The 21,864-nt window shown below is 33.2% G+C and carries 15 protein-coding genes; 4 read left to right on the top strand and 11 right to left on the bottom strand.

What is annotated here, in order from left to right:
• Positions 1–21: 21 nt before the first annotated feature.
• The 10 genes from DK441_RS11675 to DK441_RS11630 all read right to left on the bottom strand — a co-directional run bounded on the left by DK441_RS11675 (position 22) and on the right by DK441_RS11630 (position 16,913).
• Entirely contained in the window at positions 22–3,285 is a 3,264-nt protein-coding gene (locus DK441_RS11675; RefSeq protein ID WP_109098882.1) for a PorP/SprF family type IX secretion system membrane protein, read from the bottom strand.
• A gap of 4 nt (positions 3,286–3,289) precedes the next feature.
• On the bottom strand, positions 3,290–5,338 hold the full coding sequence (locus tag DK441_RS11670) for a gliding motility-associated C-terminal domain-containing protein (protein WP_109098881.1): 2,049 nt from the start codon (positions 5,336–5,338) through the stop codon (positions 3,290–3,292).
• A gap of 529 nt (positions 5,339–5,867) precedes the next feature.
• On the bottom strand, positions 5,868–7,949 hold the full coding sequence (locus tag DK441_RS11665; protein WP_109098880.1) for a gliding motility-associated C-terminal domain-containing protein: 2,082 nt from the start codon (positions 7,947–7,949) through the stop codon (positions 5,868–5,870).
• A gap of 511 nt (positions 7,950–8,460) precedes the next feature.
• Complete coding sequence (locus DK441_RS11660; RefSeq protein WP_108808243.1) at positions 8,461–8,994, bottom strand: OmpH family outer membrane protein; 534 nt, start codon at positions 8,992–8,994, stop codon at positions 8,461–8,463.
• A 229-nt stretch (positions 8,995–9,223) separates the two neighbouring features.
• Positions 9,224–10,075, bottom strand: coding sequence for a bifunctional 2-polyprenyl-6-hydroxyphenol methylase/3-demethylubiquinol 3-O-methyltransferase UbiG (locus DK441_RS11655; RefSeq protein WP_109098879.1), 852 nt, complete (start codon positions 10,073–10,075; stop codon positions 9,224–9,226).
• 18 nt (positions 10,076–10,093) lie between these two features.
• Positions 10,094–10,588: a hypothetical protein gene (locus DK441_RS11650; protein ID WP_109098878.1), complete on the bottom strand. Its 495-nt coding sequence runs from the start codon at positions 10,586–10,588 to the stop codon at positions 10,094–10,096.
• Positions 10,589–10,660: 72 nt separating this feature from the next.
• Entirely contained in the window at positions 10,661–11,140 is a 480-nt protein-coding gene (locus tag DK441_RS11645) for a hypothetical protein (RefSeq protein ID WP_109098877.1), read from the bottom strand.
• Entirely contained in the window at positions 11,140–13,011 is a 1,872-nt protein-coding gene (mnmG, locus tag DK441_RS11640) for a tRNA uridine-5-carboxymethylaminomethyl(34) synthesis enzyme MnmG (protein ID WP_109098876.1), read from the bottom strand. Before mnmG ends, DK441_RS11645 begins: the two co-directional genes overlap by 1 nt.
• A gap of 100 nt (positions 13,012–13,111) precedes the next feature.
• Positions 13,112–13,531 (bottom strand): rRNA maturation RNase YbeY, encoded by a 420-nt coding sequence (ybeY, locus tag DK441_RS11635; protein WP_109098875.1) that lies wholly within the window; start codon positions 13,529–13,531, stop codon positions 13,112–13,114.
• Complete coding sequence (locus DK441_RS11630; RefSeq protein WP_109098874.1) at positions 13,524–16,913, bottom strand: DUF4175 family protein; 3,390 nt, start codon at positions 16,911–16,913, stop codon at positions 13,524–13,526. The genes ybeY and DK441_RS11630 overlap by 8 nt, the downstream gene beginning before the upstream one ends.
• A gap of 101 nt (positions 16,914–17,014) precedes the next feature.
• On the opposite strand from DK441_RS11630, the gene DK441_RS11625 reads away from it, so the two are divergent.
• Positions 17,015–18,055 (top strand): alkane 1-monooxygenase, encoded by a 1,041-nt coding sequence (locus DK441_RS11625; protein ID WP_109098873.1) that lies wholly within the window; start codon positions 17,015–17,017, stop codon positions 18,053–18,055.
• Between the two features lie 112 nt (positions 18,056–18,167).
• Complete coding sequence (gltX, locus tag DK441_RS11620; RefSeq protein WP_109098872.1) at positions 18,168–19,679, top strand: glutamate--tRNA ligase; 1,512 nt, start codon at positions 18,168–18,170, stop codon at positions 19,677–19,679.
• A gap of 60 nt (positions 19,680–19,739) precedes the next feature.
• Here gltX and DK441_RS11615 read toward each other — a convergent pair whose 3' ends face one another.
• Positions 19,740–20,288, bottom strand: coding sequence for a hypothetical protein (locus DK441_RS11615; protein WP_160112062.1), 549 nt, complete (start codon positions 20,286–20,288; stop codon positions 19,740–19,742).
• A gap of 198 nt (positions 20,289–20,486) precedes the next feature.
• Here DK441_RS11615 and DK441_RS11610 point away from each other — a divergent pair, with 198 nt between their 5' ends.
• Positions 20,487–20,654, top strand: coding sequence for a DUF4177 domain-containing protein (locus DK441_RS11610; RefSeq protein WP_081748282.1), 168 nt, complete (start codon positions 20,487–20,489; stop codon positions 20,652–20,654).
• Between the two features lie 70 nt (positions 20,655–20,724).
• A complete protein-coding gene (locus DK441_RS11605; RefSeq protein ID WP_109098870.1) occupies positions 20,725–21,669 on the top strand; it encodes an SPFH domain-containing protein in 945 nt (314 codons plus the stop codon).
• Positions 21,670–21,864: the final 195 nt, after the last annotated feature.

Genomic DNA, 21,864 nt, shown 5'->3' with positions numbered 1-21,864 from the left:
CATCATAATCTCTTTCTTACATTATTGAATTTTCAATATATAAAGATCTCCATCATACGAGTTATTTACGTTAGAGAATAAGCTTTGTTTAGCTTCTTCAAGATTGTCATGTCTCTTTAAGTATACGTATATATAGTTGTCTTTTGGGTTCCTGAAATATTGAGGCTCTAATCCTTGAGCTCGTAGCTTCGCCATTCCTCTTTCAAAGTAATTTTCTCTTTTGAAAATATTCGTAATCAGATAATATCCATTTTCAATATTATGTCCTCCGATGTACGATAAACTCTCTGTTAATACTGTATCATCCTTAACCGTATCTTTGATAAGTCGAGTTTCTTGTAATAGCTTTTTATAGGATTCTACTCTACTCTTAGCAATGTGTAATATCCACATATCACCAAAGTATCTATTATCAATATTATTTAAATACTTTTCTGTCGCCTCATCCTTGTTTGTATAGCTTTCTATAGCTACATACTGGAATTGATTTTCTGGATTAAGTATTATTTTAGAGTCATTAAATCCTAAATCTTTTAATGTACCTGAAAATTTATCAGCATATGTTCCTCCCTTAAATACATTACCAATTAAGTAATATCCTTCTGGGTATCCCGGTATAAATTTGGTTGCAATTTGAGCCTCAGGTCTTGTTGTTTCAGCAAATTTTACAAATCTATTTCTAGCTGTCAATCTTTTAGAACTAGCAGGATCAGCTTCTTTTTTAGCCTCATCTGCATCATCATTCATACTAACAAGTGATTCTAAAAGCTTGCTAAATTCACGTTTATCTACATTTAAGCTGGTCGTTAGTAATGAGTCTCGACGAGCAAATATCTTACTTGTGATTCGACTACTATTATCTAGTTCTTTCTTAATCTCATCTAATCCCTCTTCATTTGCAGTTGCTGCTGCTTTTGCCGCTTCATCTGCTAATCTCTTCTCTTCTGCTAAACGAGCCGCCTCTGCTGCTGCTTCATCTGCTAATCTCTTCTCCTCAGCTAAACGAGCCGCCTCTGCTGCTGCTGCTTCATCTGCTAATCTCTTCTCCTCAGCTAAACGAGCCGCTTCTGCTGCTGCTTCATCTGCTAATCTCTTCTCCTCAGCTAAACGAGCCGCTTCTGCTGCTGCTTCATCTGCTAATCTCTTCTCCTCGGCTAAACGAGCCGCTTCTGCTGCTGCTTCATCTGCCAATCTCTTCTCTTCTGCTAAACGAGCTGCTTCTGCTGCTGCTTCATCTGCTAATCTCTTCTCCTCGGCTAAACGAGCTGCTTCTGCCGCTGCCTCATCTGCTAATCTCTTCTCTTCTGCTAAACGAGCCGCCTCTGCTGCTGCCTCATCTGCTAATCTCTTCTCCTCGGCTAAACGAGCCGCCTCTGCTGCTGCTTCATCTGCCAATCTCTTCTCTTCTGCTAAACGAGCCGCCTCTGCTGCTGCTTCATCTGCTAATCTCTTCTCCTCAGCTAAACGAGCCGCCTCTGCTGCTACCTCATCTGCCAATCTCTTCTCTTCTGCTAAACGAGCCGCCTCTGCTGCTTCATCTGCTAATCTCTTCTCTTCTGCTAAACGAGCTACCTCTGCTGCTTCGTCTGCTATCTTTTGCTCAGCAACCTCACGTTCTAACTGTTTTTGAGCAGCTAGACGTTCTTCTTCTATTTTTTGCTCTGCAACCTCACGTTCTAACTGTTTTTGAGCAGCCAAACGCTCTTCTTCTGCTTTCTGTTCTGCTTCCTCACGTTCCAGTTCTTTTTGAGCAGCTAAGCGTTCTTGTTCTGCCGCCTCGGCTTCACGAGCTGCTTCTTCTGCAGCTATTCTTTCTTCTGCTGCCTTTTGTTCTTCTACTTCACGCTCTATTTGTCTTTGAGCAGCCAAACGCTCTTCTTCCGCCTTCTGTTCTGCTTCCTCACGTTCTATTCGTCTTTGAGCAGCTAAACGCTCTTCTTCTGCATTTTGTTCTGCTTCCTCACGTTCTATTCGTCTTTGAGCAGCTAAACGCTCTTCTTCTGCGTTTTGTTCTGCCTCTTCACGCTCTACTCGTCTTTGAGCAGCTAAACGTTCTTCTTCTGCTTTTTTGTTTAGTAATTTTACTTCTTCTGCTCGTTGTAATTCTAACTCTCTAGCTGCCTTGGCTTCTTTCTCCCTAGCTTCTGCTATTGATTTTTCGAGCTCACTCATTGCCTTTTGTTCCTGGCTTCGAGAGTCTCCTTGTTCTTCTTGTAATTCTCTTATTAGTTTATTTTGTTCAAGAATTTCCTTCTTAAGTCTTCTAATTTCAGAATCTCTTTCTTCATATGCTTTTTGAGTACTTGATTTTGATCTACTTCCCCTTCTTCTTCTTGGTCTTTCTTTCTCAAAATTATATGCTAAACCTACCTCGTGACTTGCTCCAAAATTACTGGTATCTCCAAATCCTGTTTCATAGGTATATCCAACCGAAATATTAGATGTAATATTTCCTCCAATACCCAATGAAGCTCCATAAAAACTATTATACCCCGCTTGAGCCCAACCTAGTGCAGGTAATTCAACAATAACATTACCTCCATACCTAAGATTTGAATCTGCCCCCGAATCGGGTAACATATTGGCATATACCATTCCTCGTATTATCTTGTCTGACCTTCTTTCTAAGCTTGTAGTATACATAACATGACCCGTAAAAGCCATATTATCTGTCAATAACTCACTACCTGTTAGATTATAAGCCACAAGATTTGATACAGAAACCCCAACATCAAATTCTGTATAATTAAAGTTAACACCAGGAGTTAATTGAAAAACTGAGCTGTTCTCATAGTTAAGAATAACCGGGTCGCTTACTTCTACTCCATTATTTAAAACAATACTTGTTGCTGAATCAATGTTAGACTTAATTCCGCTTTGCGAAAAGCCGAGATTTAAACCAAATGTGAAGTTCATATCTCTGTTTAATTCGATATTATATGCAAAGTTTGCTATACCACCAAAATACCTGTAAATACCTTCATTTTGTTGATGCAAACCAATAGAAACACCTATTTTTTCGTCAAAATTTGATGTATAGTTAATTAAATACGTCTGAGGATTATCATTAAATGAAGCCCATTGTGTTTTATTATAAACATTAATAGACTTTTTGTTTTCGCGAACCAAAGAAAAGGTAGGGTTAAAATAAAAACGGTTATATTTTACTAAGGTATGAGTAGGAATATCCGTAGGAAGAATACCATAAGTAGTGGTATTTTCATCCTGTCCCCTAAGAAGGTTAAAGGATATACATATGATTATTAATAGTAATTTTCTGGCCATAAAATTATCTCATTACCGTTATCGAACCTTTTCTGACTACGGAATTATTTTTGGTGATTATATAATAATAAAACGGGTCCTGACCCGATGATTTCGAATTCTCTCGGGGCCAGTTATTCTGATAACTCGATGATGTAAAATCAACCTGACCTCGTGCATTATAAATCGTAACCTCTACTGCTTGCTGATTAAACAAACTCGGGGGAAGCAACCAATTATCATTGATACCATCACTATTGGGCGTAACTACATTTGGAATAACCTCTGAAGAACCCGCAACATCTGAAATACTCAGTATCTCGGAATCTATAACACAATCCAATAATGTAATCCTAACAAAGTAATCCCCTATAGTATCTATCTCTATAGAACTTGTTCCCTGACCACTTATAACTGTAGAACCATCTACCAAAGATTGGTTCTCGCCGTCTACAACTATAAACCACTCATAAGCATAATTACTACTCTCGGGAACACTTAATGTAGAGGTCTCTCCAAATGGAATAAATGCCGGGGAAGCTTCTATTACCACAACGTCTGATAAAAACTCAACCGTTAGATCATTAGATCGAGCAGTGGGAAATGTAGTGCCTCGTAAAGTGGCTTCTAAAGCATAAACCTCACCTATGTTAGACTCATTAACTGTAAATGTCGTTTCGGTAACTCCCGTAGACTGACTGCCTAAAAACCATTCAAAATCAAATAAAGAATATTGATCTGTCGTAATAGGAACCTCTGTACCACTAGAAGTAATACCAAATAAATTCTCTAAACCCAAAGTACCGGTATCCGCATCACAATCTAACAAAGTAGAAATCTGAGTCCTAAATCCTACAGGCTCAAAAACCTCGGTAGTAGCCTGAAGAGTATCCATACATGCATCATTTGCAAATACATCTACACGATACACTCCTGGGTTGGTGACATCAAAAGACAAAGCTCCCGGTGTATTAACCGCGAGCGGACCTTGGATACTTATTCCGTTCCTAAACCATTCTACTGTACTGCCAGCAACAGGAGCATTGGTTGTAATAGACAAAACCAACGTAGGCTGGGTCGGTAATAACATAATCTGGGGAGGAGGCTGGGTTAAAATATCTGAACCCAAATTAATAACCTCGACGGGACCAGTAGTTATATTACATGTTGGAGTTCCTGTAACTCTAACGGTGTAAATACCAGCAAAATTACTCGCCGGTAAAATCTCTGATGGACCATTAAAATCCGGTATTAAAACTCCGTCCTTAAACCATTCATAAGTGAATCCCGGGTCGGTAACACTAGTGGTTAATATTTTTACATCACTGGGGCAAAAGGATTGTGGCGAAGGTTCATTAATCCGTACTGTTGTATCGTTAAAATCAATAACTTCTACTGTTGCCGAATCAAAGTTAAAAGAAGGATTACAGCTTCCGAAATTGACTTGAACTGTATAAGTTCCAACTTGTGTCACATTTTCAAGAGTATTACCTGATTCACCAGGAATCACTGTGCCATTAAAAGACCAAATATATTCTGGAAAATCTCCAGGTAAAGTTGTCAATGTTGCCGATTCTCCAACGCACAATGCTACTGTGTTAGCTTCAATATTCGCTCCAGTTAATGTAACACCCTGAGAAAAATCAAAATAGTAAATAGGAATATTTTCTTGTACTGCACTTAAAATAGAACTTGCAGGGACATTAACTCGTAAACTATAATTCTCGCCTCGTAAATCTGTAGGAATAGGAAAAGAAGGAAATTCGATATCTCCCCCAGGAGGAATCGCTATAGGTGTAGTGAATCGTGTTAAAACTCTGGTAACATCATTAGAAAAAACACCATTCTCATCTGATAATTCTAAAACAAACTCTGTACCTGTAGCAAATAAAATATTTGCCTTAGCTATAGCTTCTCGATTGGGAGTATTTTGATTCACACAGAGTATTGTAGCAGTAGATCCGCTAATAGAAAATAATGGGGCACCAATATCCTGAGCAGTAGCTTTCAAAGAAGAAAATAGAAAGCCTGTCACTATAGCAATTAATGATATGAGGTTAAGTTTTTTTTTCATGATATCACACTTATGATTAAGGTGAATATACTATATTAACTTTGCGATTTGGGGCGCTTGTTAATAATATTGTTAATATATTTTTTACCAAGACATAAAATTATAAATTAAATGTTTATATCAAACTAAAATTTAACTTTTTTTTGTAATAATTTTCTGACCTTTTATTACTTGTTCTATTTTAACTAAAGCAAATACGATCCTAAAAAACATTTCAATATACATAAAATTTTGTTAATCAATGTCTTGAGCTATAGTAAAAAATCATTTCAAACTGATGAAAAAGGTTTAAATCTCCCCTATTTTCATAAAAAAACCGGAAGAATTTAGTAAAAAAATCATATTATTTATACGTTTTTGGGCGTATTTTCCATACACTAAATGTTCTAAAAAAGGTAATTTTTCTCGATTAAGTGTAAAAAACAACATTAAGTTTTTGGTCATAGAAAAACGATATTATAGAAAAAAAACCTTTTCCAAACAACTTATATTTCTTTAAAATCTTTTTTTTAGAAAAATCATAAAACTACTACTTCATTATTGTTATCGAACCTTTTCTGACTACGGAATTATTTTTGGTGATTATATAATAATAAAACGGGTCCTGACCCGATGATTTCGAATTCTCTCGGGGCCAGTTATTCTGATAACTCGATGATGTAAAATCAACCTGACCTCGTGCATTATAAATCGTAACCTCTACTGCTTGCTGATTAAACAAACTCGGGGGAAGCAACCAATTATCATTGATACCATCACTATTGGGCGTAACTACATTTGGAATAACCTCTGAAGAACCCGCAACATCTGAAATACTCAGTATCTCGGAATCTATAACACAATCCAATAATGTAATCCTAACAAAGTAATCCCCTATAGTATCTATCTCTATAGAACTTGTTCCCTGACCACTTATAACTGTAGAACCATCTACCAAAGATTGGTTCTCGCCGTCTACAACTATAAACCACTCATAAGCATAATTACTACTCTCGGGAACACTTAATGTAGAGGTCTCTCCAAATGGAATAAATGCCGGGGAAGCTTCTATTACCACAACGTCTGATAAAAACTCAACCGTTAGATCATTAGATCGAGCAGTGGGAAATGTAGTGCCTCGTAAAGTGGCTTCTAAAGCATAAACCTCACCTATGTTAGACTCATTAACTGTAAATGTCGTTTCGGTAACTCCCGTAGACTGACTGCCTAAAAACCATTCAAAATCAAATAAAGAATATTGATCTGTCGTAATAGGAACCTCTGTACCACTAGAAGTAATACCAAATAAATTCTCTAAACCCAAAGTACCGGTATCCGCATCACAATCTAACAAAGTAGAAATCTGAGTCCTAAATCCTACAGGCTCAAAAACCTCGGTAGTAGCCTGAAGAGTATCCATACATGCATCATTTGCAAATACATCTACACGATACACTCCTGGGTTGGTGACATCAAAAGACAAAGCTCCCGGTGTATTAACCGCGAGCGGACCTTGGATACTTATTCCGTTCCTAAACCATTCTACTGTACTGCCAGCAACAGGAGCATTGGTTGTAATAGACAAAACCAACGTAGGCTGGGTCGGTAATAACATAATCTGGGGAGGAGGCTGGGTTAAAATATCTGAACCCAAATTAATAACCTCGACGGGACCAGTAGTTATATTACATGTTGGAGTTCCTGTAACTCTAACGGTGTAAATACCAGCAAAATTACTCGCCGGTAAAATCTCTGATGGACCATTAAAATCCGGTATTAAAACTCCGTCCTTAAACCATTCATAAGTGAAATCAGGATCAGTAACACTAGTGGTTAATATTTTTACATCACTGGGACAAAAGGATTGTGGTGAAGGTTCATTAATCTGTACTGTTGTATCATTAAAATCAATAACACCTATACTTGCACGATTAAAAGCGAAATTTCTCGTACAGTCACCAAAATCAATTTCAACAAAATATCTACCTGATCGATTTACATTTTCTAAGGTAGCTCCAGATTCTCCAACGATTACATCTGCATCTTCAATACTAGTATTATTAATATCTGTGTTAAAATACCAAATGTACCTGGAAAAATCTGCAGGCATAATAGTTAACGTTGCTGAATCACCATCGCACAAAGCTACAGAGTTTGCACCAACAACAGGGCCATTTAGAGTAAAGCTATTAGACGAAGAATCAAAATAATAAATAGGAATATTTTCTTGTACTGCACTTAAAATAGAACTTGCAGGTACATTAACTCGTAAGCCATAATTTTCGCCTTGTAAATCTGTAGGAATAGCAAAAGAAGGAAATTCGATATCTCCCCCAGGAGGAATCCCTATTGGCGTAGTAAATCGTGTTAAAACTCTGGTAACATCATTAGAAAAAACACCATTCTCATCGGATAATTCTAAAACAAATTCTGTACCTGTAGCAAATAAAATGTTTGCCTTAGCTATAGCTTCTCGATTAGGTTCTTTCTGATCCACACAAAGCTTTTGTATTAGAAGAGGTGTTCCTTCTAAAGTAAAAATTGGAGGATCAATTTCCTGAGCTTTTGATTTTAACGATAATAGCAGGACAATAGTAGCAGTTAATGCTACTAAATTGTATTTTTTTATCATAATATCACATTTATGATTAAATAGTATTAGAATAATTATAGGGTTGTCTACAGAAAATAATGAAGTGCATTTCCCGATTTTTAAAGCACTAGCAGATAGTACTACAAAACATATAATAACAAAGACTATTCATGGTTTTAGATTTTAAGATTATTCCTACAAATTTATAAGGAAATTTTTCTTTCAATAAACTATAAATTGTTAATTTTTTGTTATTTAACAATTTATAATCATTTGACAATCAGATAATTAGTTTAGTGTTTTGTTTTTTATAATCAACACATTATGAGTGGATTAGTTCCTAAATAGTAGACAAAAAAAGTATGTATTTGATTAATTGATGTGATAATAAGAAAATTATTTTTACAAGTACAATATCGTAAGAAATCTAATATAATCTAACTACAAAAATGATAGATTCACACTCACATATGATATTAAAATGAGTTTTTAGGCATTAAAAAACCCTCATTGATACTCAACGAGGGTTTTTTAATATTTTAAAGAAAACTTACTCTTTTGTTTCAGTAGTTGTAGTATCTCCTCCGTTTAATGCCGTAAGAATCTTATCTGTAAGGTTTAATTCTTCTTTACCATACAGGATATTACTGGTTTCTGTATCTCCGTAGATATAAGTATATCCATTTTTCTTACCATAATCCTCTATAAAACTCTTCACCTTACCTATAATAGAATCTATCTCTACTTGACTTCCTTGTTGAATCTCTTGCATTTTAGCTTGCTGCTCTCTTTGTAAACCTTGTTGTTTAACCATTAGCTCTTGCTCTTTCTTTTCTCTATTGGCAGCAGACATAGATTTCATAATATTTTTATATCCTTCTACCTCAATCTGAAATTGTTTTGCTTTTTCTTCAAGTTCTGCACGCACTTCATTATTACGTTTAGTCCATTTTTCTTGCGCTGCTTTCATCTCTTTAAAATCAGAAACAACTTTGGTGTTATTTACATAACCCGTTTTTTCTATTTGTTGATTACAAGAAGCTAAAATTAATAGTGCACTTGCAACCCATACTATTTTTCTCATTTTTCAAAAATTTAATTCTGAGCAAAAATATCAAAGTTCATGCGATGTTATTCATTATATAGTCGTAAAAAACTACATATAAGAAAAAACAATTAGTTTACTATTTGTAATAACAAAAAGCTATTAAAAATAGACGAAAATAAAGCGCTCTAAGCTCATTTTTTAAAAAAGAGGTATAAATAGGTGTGGTTAACCCAAAAAAGAGAAAAAAAGCATCTAAAAATAAAAATTAATCGTTTTTAAGAACGTAAATATGTGAAGAATACTCGCCAGATCGTTTTGCTTTAAGATTAGAACGTAATCCAATCCAAAAAGCGTTTAAAAATTTCATTTTACCACTTTTATATTTTTCTGATAAAAGTGATACATAAAACGAATCAAATTTCATGGGGAGTACTTTTTCTAATTTTAAATTTTCTTCTTCAAAAAGTTTTTGGATAGAAGTTTTAGAAAAATGCCAAAGATGTCTGGGCACATCATATGCTGCCCAAAAAGAATTATACTGCTTTGCATCATATGATTTAAAATTTGGAACAGCTATAATTACAAATCCATTTGGTTTTAAAAGGCGTTTTAATTCTCTAATTTGAAGTTGCAAATCTGGGATATGTTCTAAAACATGCCACATAGTAATAACATCAAAACTTTTTGAATTTAAATTCACCGTTTCCGATTTTAAATCAATTCCCTTTTGTTTTGCTAATTCTTTTGCTTGACTATTTGGTTCTACCCCTTCGATTCTCCAACCTTTATTTTTTGCAGCACTCAAAAAATCACCTGTTCCTGCACCAATATCCAAAAGTACACCTACTTCTTGATTTAATGTAGAAATAAGTTTAACCTTTTTGTTTAAAGAATATGTTTTGACTACATGGTATAGTTTTTCAAAAAGAGATCGTTTTGAATCCGTATGAGAAATATAATCTTCGCTCTCATAATATTTACCCAATTCATTTTCATCAGGTTTTGGAGAAGTAACCAACATATCATATTCTTTATCGTAAAGCAACTGAAACTTTTCTCCAGAAACCGTATAATCTTTACATTCGATAAAAAAATTTAAAGTTTTTTGTGTATTCATTTATGTACTAGAAAAAATTTAAAATAACGGTTCTATTTTTATGTTGTTTTTAATATCAATTAAGAACGACCTGGTTTTATTATAAAATAACGATCTTGTAGAAAGGCAATTATCACCATTAGAATCTACAATAATAATTTTTACAAAAGTTTCAGCATCTCCTATTTCATTTTCAGTATCTTCTTTGTTCGATTTATTTATTAAATCACTAACCAGATTTGTTCTTACTTCTCTATCCACTTCAAAACTTATTTTAACATTAAATTTAATATCAAAATTATCAAATAGTTTTGTGTCAAAATCTGATAAATTTTGATCCTCTGTTAAACCAAACTGTTTTCGTAATGAACGTTTCGCTTCTTCTGGATACATATTGGGTTTAAAAAGAAATGATTCTTCATTAAACATGTTTTCGGTTTCAATTCTAAAATTATCAATCTGTCTTACTTTGTGTATCGTGATACACGAATAAAACGAGAATAAAATAAAAAATAATATAAACGTATTTTTCATCACCAAATTTCTTGTGTTTTAAAATTAGAAAAACTCATAAACACCTTCTAACAAAAAATGTTCCACGTGGAACTATTCTTTAGATCTATCATAAATCTCTACTCCCAAAAGTTCACTTAACTCATTAGCCTTTTCGGAAGCTTTATCATACTTTTCTGTTTTATAAAGTGTAAAATTCTTGTTTCCTGTAAAAAAGCGTACTACAATTTTAGGAGATCTTTCTTTTGTTCCAATTGCACTAACAGCACCCCATTCGTTATTCAAACTAAAAGAAGTTGAAAAAACCGAAATATAATCTGGATATTCTAAATTGAGTTTTGTTTTAAAAACAGGAAAACCGAAAACCGAAAAAAATTTTTGATTATTAAAGTCTCTATTAATTTTATAAGAAATAGAATATCCAAATATGATTAAAGACAAAATTAAAAAGAGCACTCTAAATAAAATTGACTCTTTTGTATAAAAAAGAAATGATACAGAAACCACCAAAAACAAAACAGAAAGAATTCTTGCTTTTAAAGGCTTTTCTTGTTTACAAAACACACTATCCATCACCTACCCATATAAACCAAAAGGACAGAAATATCACTTGGTGATACCCCACTAATTCGCGACGCTTGAGAAACGGTTGCCGGTTTAATTTTAGACATTTTCTCTCTTGCTTCAAAAGACAATGACTTCAGTTTTGTGTAATCAAAATTCTTAGGGATTTTCACATCTTCAAGTCGGTTTAATTTATCTGCATTGTTTTTCTCTTTTTCGATATAACCAGAATACTTAACCTGGATCTCTGTTTGTTCTAAAACTTCTTTATCCAAATTATTCTCCTCTATGTATGTAGCAACTTTTTCAAAGTGTCTTATATCATCCAAAGTAATCTGAGGTCGAGAAAATAACTTAAATAATTTTCCGCTCTGGTTAATTGGTGATGTTTTCTTTTCTTCTAAAACAGGATTTGCTTCTTCTGGAGAAACACTTGTATCTTTAAAAAATTGAACAAAAGCACTTGCTTTTTTTTCCTTCTCTTCCATTCTTCTCATTCGATCATCTGAAGCTAACCCAATCTCATGAGATTTTGGTGTAAGTCTAAAATCTGCATTATCTTGCCTTAACAAAGTTCTATACTCTGCACGTGAAGTAAACATTCGATATGGCTCTTCTGTTCCTTTAGTTATAAGATCATCTATTAAAACGCCTATATACGCTTCGCTTCTTTTAAGAATAAAAGATTCTTTTTCCTTTACTTTTAGAGCTGCATTTATTCCAGCCATTAATCCTTGAGATGCTGCTTCTTCATATCCTGTGGTTCCATTAATTTGTCCGGCAAAAAATAATCCTGAAATCAACTTCGTTTCTAATGTATGCGTTAATTGAGTTGGAGGAAAATAATCATATTCTATAGCATATCCTGGTCTAAAAAATTTTACATTTTCAAAACCCGCCACAGATCTCAAAGCTTTAAATTGAACATCTTCTGGCAATGATGTAGAAAATCCATTTACATAAACCTCTACGGTATTCCATCCTTCAGGTTCAACAAATAATTGATGTCTTTCTTTATCAGCAAATCTATTGATCTTATCTTCAATAGACGGACAATATCTGGGTCCAATACTTTTAATTCTACCATTAAACATTGGGGAACGATCAAAACCTTCTCGTAACAAATTATGAACTTCTAAAGAAGTATATGTCATATGACATGATCTCTGTTTGGTTAGTGGTTTGGTTGCATCGGTATAACAAAACTTTTCAGGATTATCGTCTCCTGGTTGCTCAATCATTTTAGAATAATCCAAAGATCTTCCATCCACTCTTGGAGGAGTTCCTGTTTTCATTCTTCCGGCATCAAAACCAAAATTAATCAACTGTTCTGTTATACCAGTTGCTGCTCTTTCTCCTGCTCTACCTCCACCAAATTGTTTCTCCCCGATATGAATTAATCCATTCAAAAATGTTCCATTGGTTAGCACAACAGTCTTTGCTTTCACTTCCAATCCTAAAGAAGTTTGAACTCCTTTTATTTTTCCATCTTCGACCAAAAGCCCGCTCACCATCTCTTGATAAAAATCCAAATTATGAGTTTGTTCTAACAATAATCTCCACTCTTCGGCAAAACGCATCCTATCACTTTGAACTCTTGGACTCCACATCGCAGGTCCTTTTGACTTGTTCAACATTTTAAACTGTATCGCGGTACGGTCACTCACGATTCCGCTGTATCCACCAAGTGCATCTATCTCTCTTACGATTTGCCCTTTTGCAATTCCACCCATGGCAGGGTTACAACTCATTTGCGCAATGTTTTGCAAATTCATTGTAATAAGCAAAGTGCTACATCCCAAATTGGCAGCTGACGCTGCCGCCTCACTTCCGGCATGACCTGCACCCACCACTATAACATCATACTCCTTATCAAACATAATTTCTGTTCTATTGTTCCACGTGGAACACCATTTTATTATTCAAAAAAACAGTTGTTCCACGTGGAACAACTGTTGCTTTATTACCACTTATTATATTCTAATGTTCCACGTGGAACATTAGTAATTTTTCATTTTCCTTTTGCCTCATAAGCTTTTTCTCTTCTTCTAGTTTATCCTTATAACCACAAAAATGCAATATACCATGCACTAAAACCCTCCTCATTTCTTCCTCAATAGAAACCATAAATTTCTTCGCATTCTCTGCCACTCTTTCTTCAGAAATAAATATATCACCATTTAGTTGATCACCCATTGTATTATCAAAACTTATAATGTCTGTGAATGTATCATGATTCAAAAAATCCTGATTAATTTTAAGTAGATACTCGTCATCACATAAGATGAAATTTATCTCTCCTTCTGTTTTGTTCTCCGACAAAATAACAGCACTAATCCAAAAAGATAATGCGCGCTCATTTAGTAACTCTATATTTGTCTCGTAAAAAAAATTAATCATTATCTTTCTTGAAATACTCTTGTACCTTTTGCTTATAATTTTGCCGCAAAGGTAATACTTGTCTATTTAATATTTCAGTAGTATTAAAATATTGTTTAGCCTTCTCTAATTGCTGGGAGTTTTGATTGCCAAATTGTACTTGATTTGTTTTACTTTCTCTTTTTTCTTCTTCACCTTGCTCTAACGTAGCATCTTCTAATTTTAACAACTCATGTTTTAAATTAAGCATTTTTGATAACGTTCTCTCATTAAATCCTTTTTCTAAAAGCTCCTGCTCCACCTGTTCCATTTTACGTAATAAACTACTTCCTATCTTATTCCCTTTTCCTTCTTTTCTTATCTTATCCTGTAAAGCATTTCTAAGTTGTTGCTGCTGTTTGTATATTTCATATAACTCACCATTCATATCTTCCTTCTGCATCTGCGATTCTCCTTCTCCATTTTTATTATTACCATCCTTTTTATTACCTTCTTTGCCTCCCTTTTCATTTCCTTGTTTACCACTACCTTTACCTTCTTTACCTTGTTTTTCTCCTTGTTTGCTTCCTTTTTGTTCTCCCTTCTTATCTCCTTTCTTCTTTCCTTTTTCCGCTCCCTCTTCCATCTTCTTATTCAATTCTTCTTGCTTCTTAATAATGTCTGGTAATTGAAACTCATTAGAGCCACTTTTTCCTTTACTTCCCGATGCCGACATACTATTTTGCATCTGATCCAAAGTTCTGCTTAGCAAGTATGCTAAATCATTAGAACCGGTAATAGTATACTGTTGATTAGCCGAACCTTGAATAACTTGGTTTTCTGCCAACCTCTCTAATGACTTATCTATATTAAATTCTATGTCGGTTAATTTTTGCGTCACCACTTCTGTTATCTGTGGAGTACGTAATGCTAAAGCATAAAGACTATCATCTATATGTATAAAATTCTCTCTTAATATACTTTGCTTTCTAAGCTTAGACGAATAGCTTGGGTTATTAATATCTATACCTTTAAACTTCTTCATTAAACCTTCTTGCCCAATAGAAAAATCTACCAGGTTATCCAAAATTTGTCTTAACATTTCCATATCCTCTTGCTGCTGTTCTCCTCCTGCCATTTGCATTTGCTTCATCATTCCATTGCTCATCTGCTTCATCTTCTGAGCAGCACTTTTCTGGTTCTTCTTAGCGTCTGATTTATTTTCTTTCTCCAGGTTTTCACTTGCCTTTTGTTGTTCTTTTTTTATTTCATTTTCATCTTCTTTTTTCTGGTCCAGACTCATCGGCTTTTTTAAATCTTCATTTTCCTTCCTAAGTTTTTCCATTTCTTTTTGGAAATTTTCAAACTCATTATTCAATTCTTCCTGCTTTTCTTTTGTGTTTTCCTCTTCTTTTTTCTCAGATAATTCTTCTTGTCTTTTGGATAAATCTTCTAACTCTTTAACCAATTTTTCATGTTTTTCTATTACATAATATCGCTTGGTTAATTCTAATAATTGTTCCAGGTTTTTCTTCAGGTTCTTATTTTCTTTACCTAGCTCTTCTAGTTTTTTTGTTAGTTCTTCCTTTTTAATTTTATCTGCTAGACGTTCAATCTCTTCTAGAAGTTTTTCATTCTTTTTAAGTTTTTCCTCGTTTCTTTCGAGCCTCTCTTTTAATGCATCTTTGAAAGGTTCTTCTTTTTCTTTATTCTCTAACTGGTCTAGATTGTCTTTTAATTTTTTAGAAAAATCCTGCATCATTTTCTCCTGCTCTTTTTGCCTTTTCAGAAAATCTTCAAGTTTTTTCTTGTCATTAAAATCTAAATTCTTTTTCTCTTTTTGCGTTTTACTTAAGCTTTTCAATTCCTCTTCTTGTTCCTTAAACTTGTCTAATGACTTATTCAATCCAGAAATTGCTTCATTCTGCTTTTTCAACAAATTGTCTTCTTTCTCTTCTTTTGTGAGTTGTCTAAAATTGAACACCTGGCTTTTTGTACTCTTATAATTATGAATCACATCATTATCAAAAACCTCAAAATAAAACTCATAATTACGTCCTTCTACTAGGTCAATTCCAGCCGGAAAAGCATAAATAAATTCATCAAAAACAGCCTTATTAATAGCTACATTTTTAATCATAATATCAGATGCATTATCCTGGTCATAATATACCAACCTTAGTTTATTTAATCCATAGTCATCACTTATTCTACCAAAAAAATAAATCGTTTGATTATCTACAGAATCCTTTTCAGATTTCAAATTCAACTCTGGATATTGATCTTTAATCACATTAAGATTAAACGCCAAATTATCATGATCTTTTACATTCTGGTTAGACGTAGTGATTTGGTAATCCAAATTAGAATACACAAATTTTTGATAAGAAAAATTGGTTCCATTCTGTGCCAAAGGAATAACAGAATCCTTAGTTTTTAATTCTACTTTATCTGTGTTTCTTGTGTAAACAACCCAATTAACTTTTGTTCCTTCTGGGATGGTTGCGTTACCAGAACTTTTTAGAATTTCATCAACTTTCTTAGTATAACCAGGGTAATCCAATTTCATTTCAAAATTAAGTAAAGCTGGAATTGGAACTACCGATAAACGATGTGGTATCGAATTTACTTCGTTCGCACTTATAACAAATTCTAAAGATTCTTTTGGTTGAATAAACCTATATTCAAACTCTCCTATGCCTACATTTTTTAAAAAATAAATTTCATCATTATATGTAATTGTAGCATTATCAGGTACTATATCACCAGCTGTTCTTACTTTAAGAACAAAATCCTTATTTTCAAAAGCATTTAAATCTTTATTAACTATAAAAAAATGAAAAGGTGCGGGTGGTTCGTAGGCAACTTCATAATTAACCACTCTTTTATAGCTATCAGAAATCCAACCTGTTTTATTAAAAACAAATAATAGTAGGAATATAGCTACAGGAATCGCTGCGTATTTAAGATATTTAGCATTCTTTTTTAAGTTAATAGCCAACTTAAAAGGAATTGGTTTTAGTTCATTTGACTTTTGTTCAATACTTGCTAGCAACAAAGCAGATGAATTTTCATTTTCACTTAATTGTAATAGGTTTAAAAGTCTATCACTTACTTCGGGAAAATGATTTCCAATTATACCAGATGCTTTTTCATAATCAATTCCTCTTGTAAGCTTAAATAGTTTAGCAATTGGTACTAGTATAAATTTCACAAACAAACCAAACTCTACTGTAATAAACAGCCAAAACAATATAGTTCTTCCTAGTCTACTAAGCCACAAAAAATTCTCAACAAGTAGTGTTATCAAAAAATATAGAACACCTATAGCGAAAAAAAGAATAACACCTTTTATAAGTTCATTGACATAGTATTTTCTTGTAAACTGCTCTAACTTGCTTTTTATGAACCGAAAATTATCCATATTTTATACCTTCCTTTTCCATTAACCACTAAATCTACAATTTTATTTTTAATAGAATTGTTATATTTATGATAATTCAATCACCTAGAACATAAGTTGTTATGAGAGATCTTAAATATATTTGTGCATTCACAATACCATTTATGGCAATTATTGGTATTTGGTTACAAGGAATTTATACCTATCTAACACCTATCTACGCCTTTGGATTGATTCCAATACTAGAATTATTTACAAATTCATCGACCAAAAATTTAAACGACGAGCACAAATTATTACAATCCAAAAAAAGGATATTCGACTGGATGCTTTATATCAATCTTCCTATTGTTTATGGTATTTTACTTTTCGGCATTTTTACCTGTACTACATCTAATCTAAATACTTATGAAATTATAGGTATCATTATTTCATTAGGTATTGTTTTGGGATCAAACGGAATAAATGTCGGACACGAATTAGGTCATCGATATACAAAAGAAAGGTATATAGGCAAAGCTCTTCTTCTCCCATCTCTGTATATGCATTTTTATATAGAGCATAATTTTGGTCATCACTTAAACGTGGCTACTAAAGAAGATCCTGCCACTGCAAGATATAATCAACCTGTCTACTTTTTTTGGATAACTTCGACAATACGGCAATACATAAATGCCTGGAAAATACAATTCAAATTACTAAAACAAAACAATCAAGCTTTCTTCTCTATAGAAAATGATATGCTTTGCTATTTTATTATTACTCTTTTATATCTAACATCACTTACCCATTTCTTTGGTTTTTTAGGATTGCTGGTTGCATTTTTAAGTGGAGTAACAGGTTTCCTATTGCTTGAAACTATTAACTATATCGAGCATTATGGTTTAGTAAGAAAGAAAACCAACTCTGGTCGCTATGAACGTGTAAGAGAAATTCATTCATGGAACTCAAATCATACTTTGGGAAGAATTATGTTGTATGAACTAACACGACATAGTGATCATCATCACAGAGCATCAAAAAAATATCAAATTTTGGATCATCATGATAAAAGCCCTCAATTACCTTTTGGTTATCCTACATCAATGGTATTATCATTACTCCCTCCCCTATGGTTTTTGATTATGAATAAACGCGTTCCACGTGAAATGAAAAGTATTTAAAAAGGTAATAAGAATTTCATGGGTTATCCCGAAAAATCATTTCCATAGCATATTTAAGATTGTATCTTTGCTATTTATTTGTAAGACTTTTTAAAGTTTAAAAAACACAATCATGACAAAAGACATTAGGGTACGATTTGCACCAAGTCCTACCGGACCCTTACATATAGGAGGTGTGAGAACTGCATTATTTAATTATCTCTTTGCCAAGCAACATAATGGAACCTTTGTTCTTAGAATAGAAGACACCGATCAAAACAGATACGTTCCTGGAGCTGAAGATTATATTAAAGAAGCGCTCGATTGGTGTAGTATTCCATTCGATGAAGGACCCGGAAAAGATGGAGGATTTGGCCCGTATAGACAAAGTGAACGCAAACATTTATACAAGCAATATGCAGATCAATTAATAAAAGAAGGTCACGCATATTTTGCTTTTGATACTACAGAAGCTCTTGATAGCCATAGAAAAGATCACGAAGCTAATGGTAAGACATTTATTTATAATTGGCATAATAGAGAAAAACTTACTAATTCTCTATCTCTATCTGAAGATGAAGTAACCGCAAAAATTAACTCTGGAGAATCCTACGTTATTAGGTTTAAATCTCCTAAAGATGAGATTTTACATCTTACAGATGAAATTCGTGGAGACATAAGTATAGACACAAATATTCTAGATGATAAAATCTTATTTAAAAGTGATGGGATGCCTACATATCATCTTGCCAATATTGTAGATGATCATTTAATGAAAATTACACATGTGATTCGAGGAGAAGAATGGTTACCATCCTTAGCACTTCATGTTCTTTTGTATCGTTCATTTGGTTGGGAGGCTCCAAGTTTTGCACATTTACCTCTCATTCTTAAACCTGTAGGTAAAGGAAAACTTAGCAAAAGAGATGGTGATAAAATGGGATTTCCGGTATTCCCGTTACAATGGGTAGATCCAAAAAGTCAAAGTATCTCTTCTGGATATCGTGAAGATGGCTACTTACCCGAAGCTGTTGTGAATATGCTTGCCTTTTTAGGGTGGAATCCAGGTACAGAACAAGAATTATTTTCTTTACAGGAGTTAATTAAAGAATTTGACTTAAAACGTGTTAATAAAGCAGGTGCCAAATTCGATCCAGAAAAAACCAAATGGTTTCAACAGCAACAGTTACAAAAAATCAATAGTACTATATTGTCTCAACAATTTGAGGTCATTTTATCTGAAAAAAATATTTCTACAAACTTAAATCTTAATGTTATTATAGATACGATAAAAGAACGGGCTACATTCACCAAAGATTTTTGGGACCTTAGTCATTTTTACTTTTTATCACCCAGTGAATATGATGAAAAGGCCATTAAAAAGGCCTGGAAACAAGATACATCTGGTTTAATGCACGAGTTAACACGAATACTAAATGACATTTCAGATTTCTCAGAAGATAATGTTTCAACCATTGTAAAAGGGTGGATTACAGGGAAAGAAATTGGTTTTGGTAAAATCATGATGCCACTTCGTATAGCTTTAGTCGGTTCGCTTCAAGGGCCAGATTTATTTCAAATTGCGTCTATGATCGGTAAAAAAGAAACTATTAAAAGAATAGAAAACGCCATCGAGAAAAACTAGTAAAAAAACACAGGTCACTACTTCATACCGATAGTGACCTGTATATATTATCAATTACTTTTAATAATCGAATTTTTCTAATGTTCCATCCAAATTATAAACGAAAGTAAAATCAGTCCCTCCATTTTCTGGTTTTAATTGAATGAAATAATTCATCTTTAACTTATCTCCATCATTAGGTGCCATGATAGAAGCTATATTCAAAACAGCTGCATCAATATCTTTCTCTTCTTTAAGCTTTTTTATAGAACTTTCTACAAGTTCTCCTAGTTTGCTTAAGTCTACCTCTTCATTTAAATTAAACATAAAATCTTGAGCCTTACCGCCAGATAATTCGAGAGTAACATCTGCTGTTTGCGACCATGAGCTGTTACTAAAATTCCAACTTTCCATTTTTAATGACGACGGATCTTTGGTTACTGTTGTAGTAATTATAGTTCCTACTTGCTTAACATATGTAATTGATAGTTCGGTATAAAAAGCATCATCTCCAAATTTACCTTTTAAGTTCTCCTCTACTCCTTCAAATCCTTTTGCATCGAACGAAAGCTTACTGTTACAAGAAGAAATAAAGATTGTTATTAATACTACAAGTAATAATTTTTTCATTATTTTCATTATTTTACCTTTTAAATTAAAGGGTGCTAACATACCAGAATCATAAAACAAATTAGTATTCTAAAAAAAGATTGTGATGATTATGCCCAAAAAAGTGACGGTTTACTTATCTATAATTCTTTTCTCCTAAAATGTAACATATATCAAAATTACTATACTGATATGGTAACTGCACTAAACTATTAAACTATGGGGAAACAATATAAAGTTATACGTATATCAGAAAATTGGTCTTCAGAAAAACTTAGAGAAAAGGTAGAAAATGCTATGAATAAGTTCTCTAAAGAAGGCTGGGAAGTTGTTGACATTTCTTTTTTAGCAAATACATATATCGCTATGATAACAATTTCAAAATAACAATCAATCATTTACAATTTATTAGTACATTGATTTTCAGAAAAACTTTTAACTCTTAATATATAAAACAATGGGACTATTTTTAATTCCAATAGTAATTCTCGGATTTATCATTCTGCTTTCAGGGATATTTACCGTAAAACAACAAACCTCTGCAGTGGTTGAACGATTTGGTAAGTTTTTAAGTATCAGAAACTCGGGATTACATTTTAAAATTCCGATTTTTGATAGAATTGCCGGGCGAATCAATCTAAAAATCCAACAGCTTGATGTTCTCGTCGAAACCAAAACAAAAGATGATGTATTTGTACGTCTTAAAATCTCTGTTCAATTTCAGGTAATTAAAGAAAAAGTATACGATGCTTTTTATAAATTAGAAAATCCACATGATCAAATTACATCTTATGTTTTTGATGTGGTTCGTGCCGAAGTACCAAAAATGAAACTAGATGATGTTTTTGAACGTAAAGATGATATTGCCATAGCAGTAAAACAAGAACTTAATGAAGCCATGGTAAATTATGGATATGACATCATTAAAACTTTGGTGACTGATATTGATCCGGATATGCAGGTTAAAGAAGCTATGAATAGAATTAATGCTGCAGAACGTGAAAAGGTGGCAGCAGAATATGAAGCTGAAGCTGAAAGAATTAAAATTGTGGCAAAAGCGCGTGCCGAAGCTGAAAGTAAAAGATTACAAGGACAAGGTATTGCAGATCAACGTAGAGAAATTGCCAGAGGTCTAGAAGAGAGTGTTGATGTTTTAAATAATGTAGGGATTAATTCTCAGGAAGCATCTGCATTAATTGTAGTGACACAACATTATGATACTTTACAATCTATTGGAGAAGAAACCAACAGTAATTTAATTTTACTACCTAATTCTCCACAAGCAGGAAGTGATATGTTAAATAATATGATTGCATCCTTTACTGCTTCGAATCAAATAGGAGAAGAAATGAAAAAACAAAATGCTAAAAAGGGCCTTGGCAAAAATCCAGATAAAAAATAATAAAAATATAATTTCTATTGCCAAACCCGATCATAAAATCTGATCGGGTTTATTTTTTCCTTAAAGATTAAAAATCACTACTATTTTTACCAAAAACTTAAAATAATGCGTTTTTATATCACCAACGCATAAAAGTGATACGATTATATTACTATTTTTTTTTCTTCTCTTATATCATTTTATATCAAGTAGTTT

This window comes from Aquimarina sp. AU58 (assembly GCF_900312745.1).
Taxonomy (GTDB): Bacteria; Bacteroidota; Bacteroidia; order Flavobacteriales; family Flavobacteriaceae; genus Aquimarina; species Aquimarina spinulae.
Note: the sequence above shows the minus strand (reverse complement) of the source record. Positions and strands in the feature narration are given on the sequence as shown.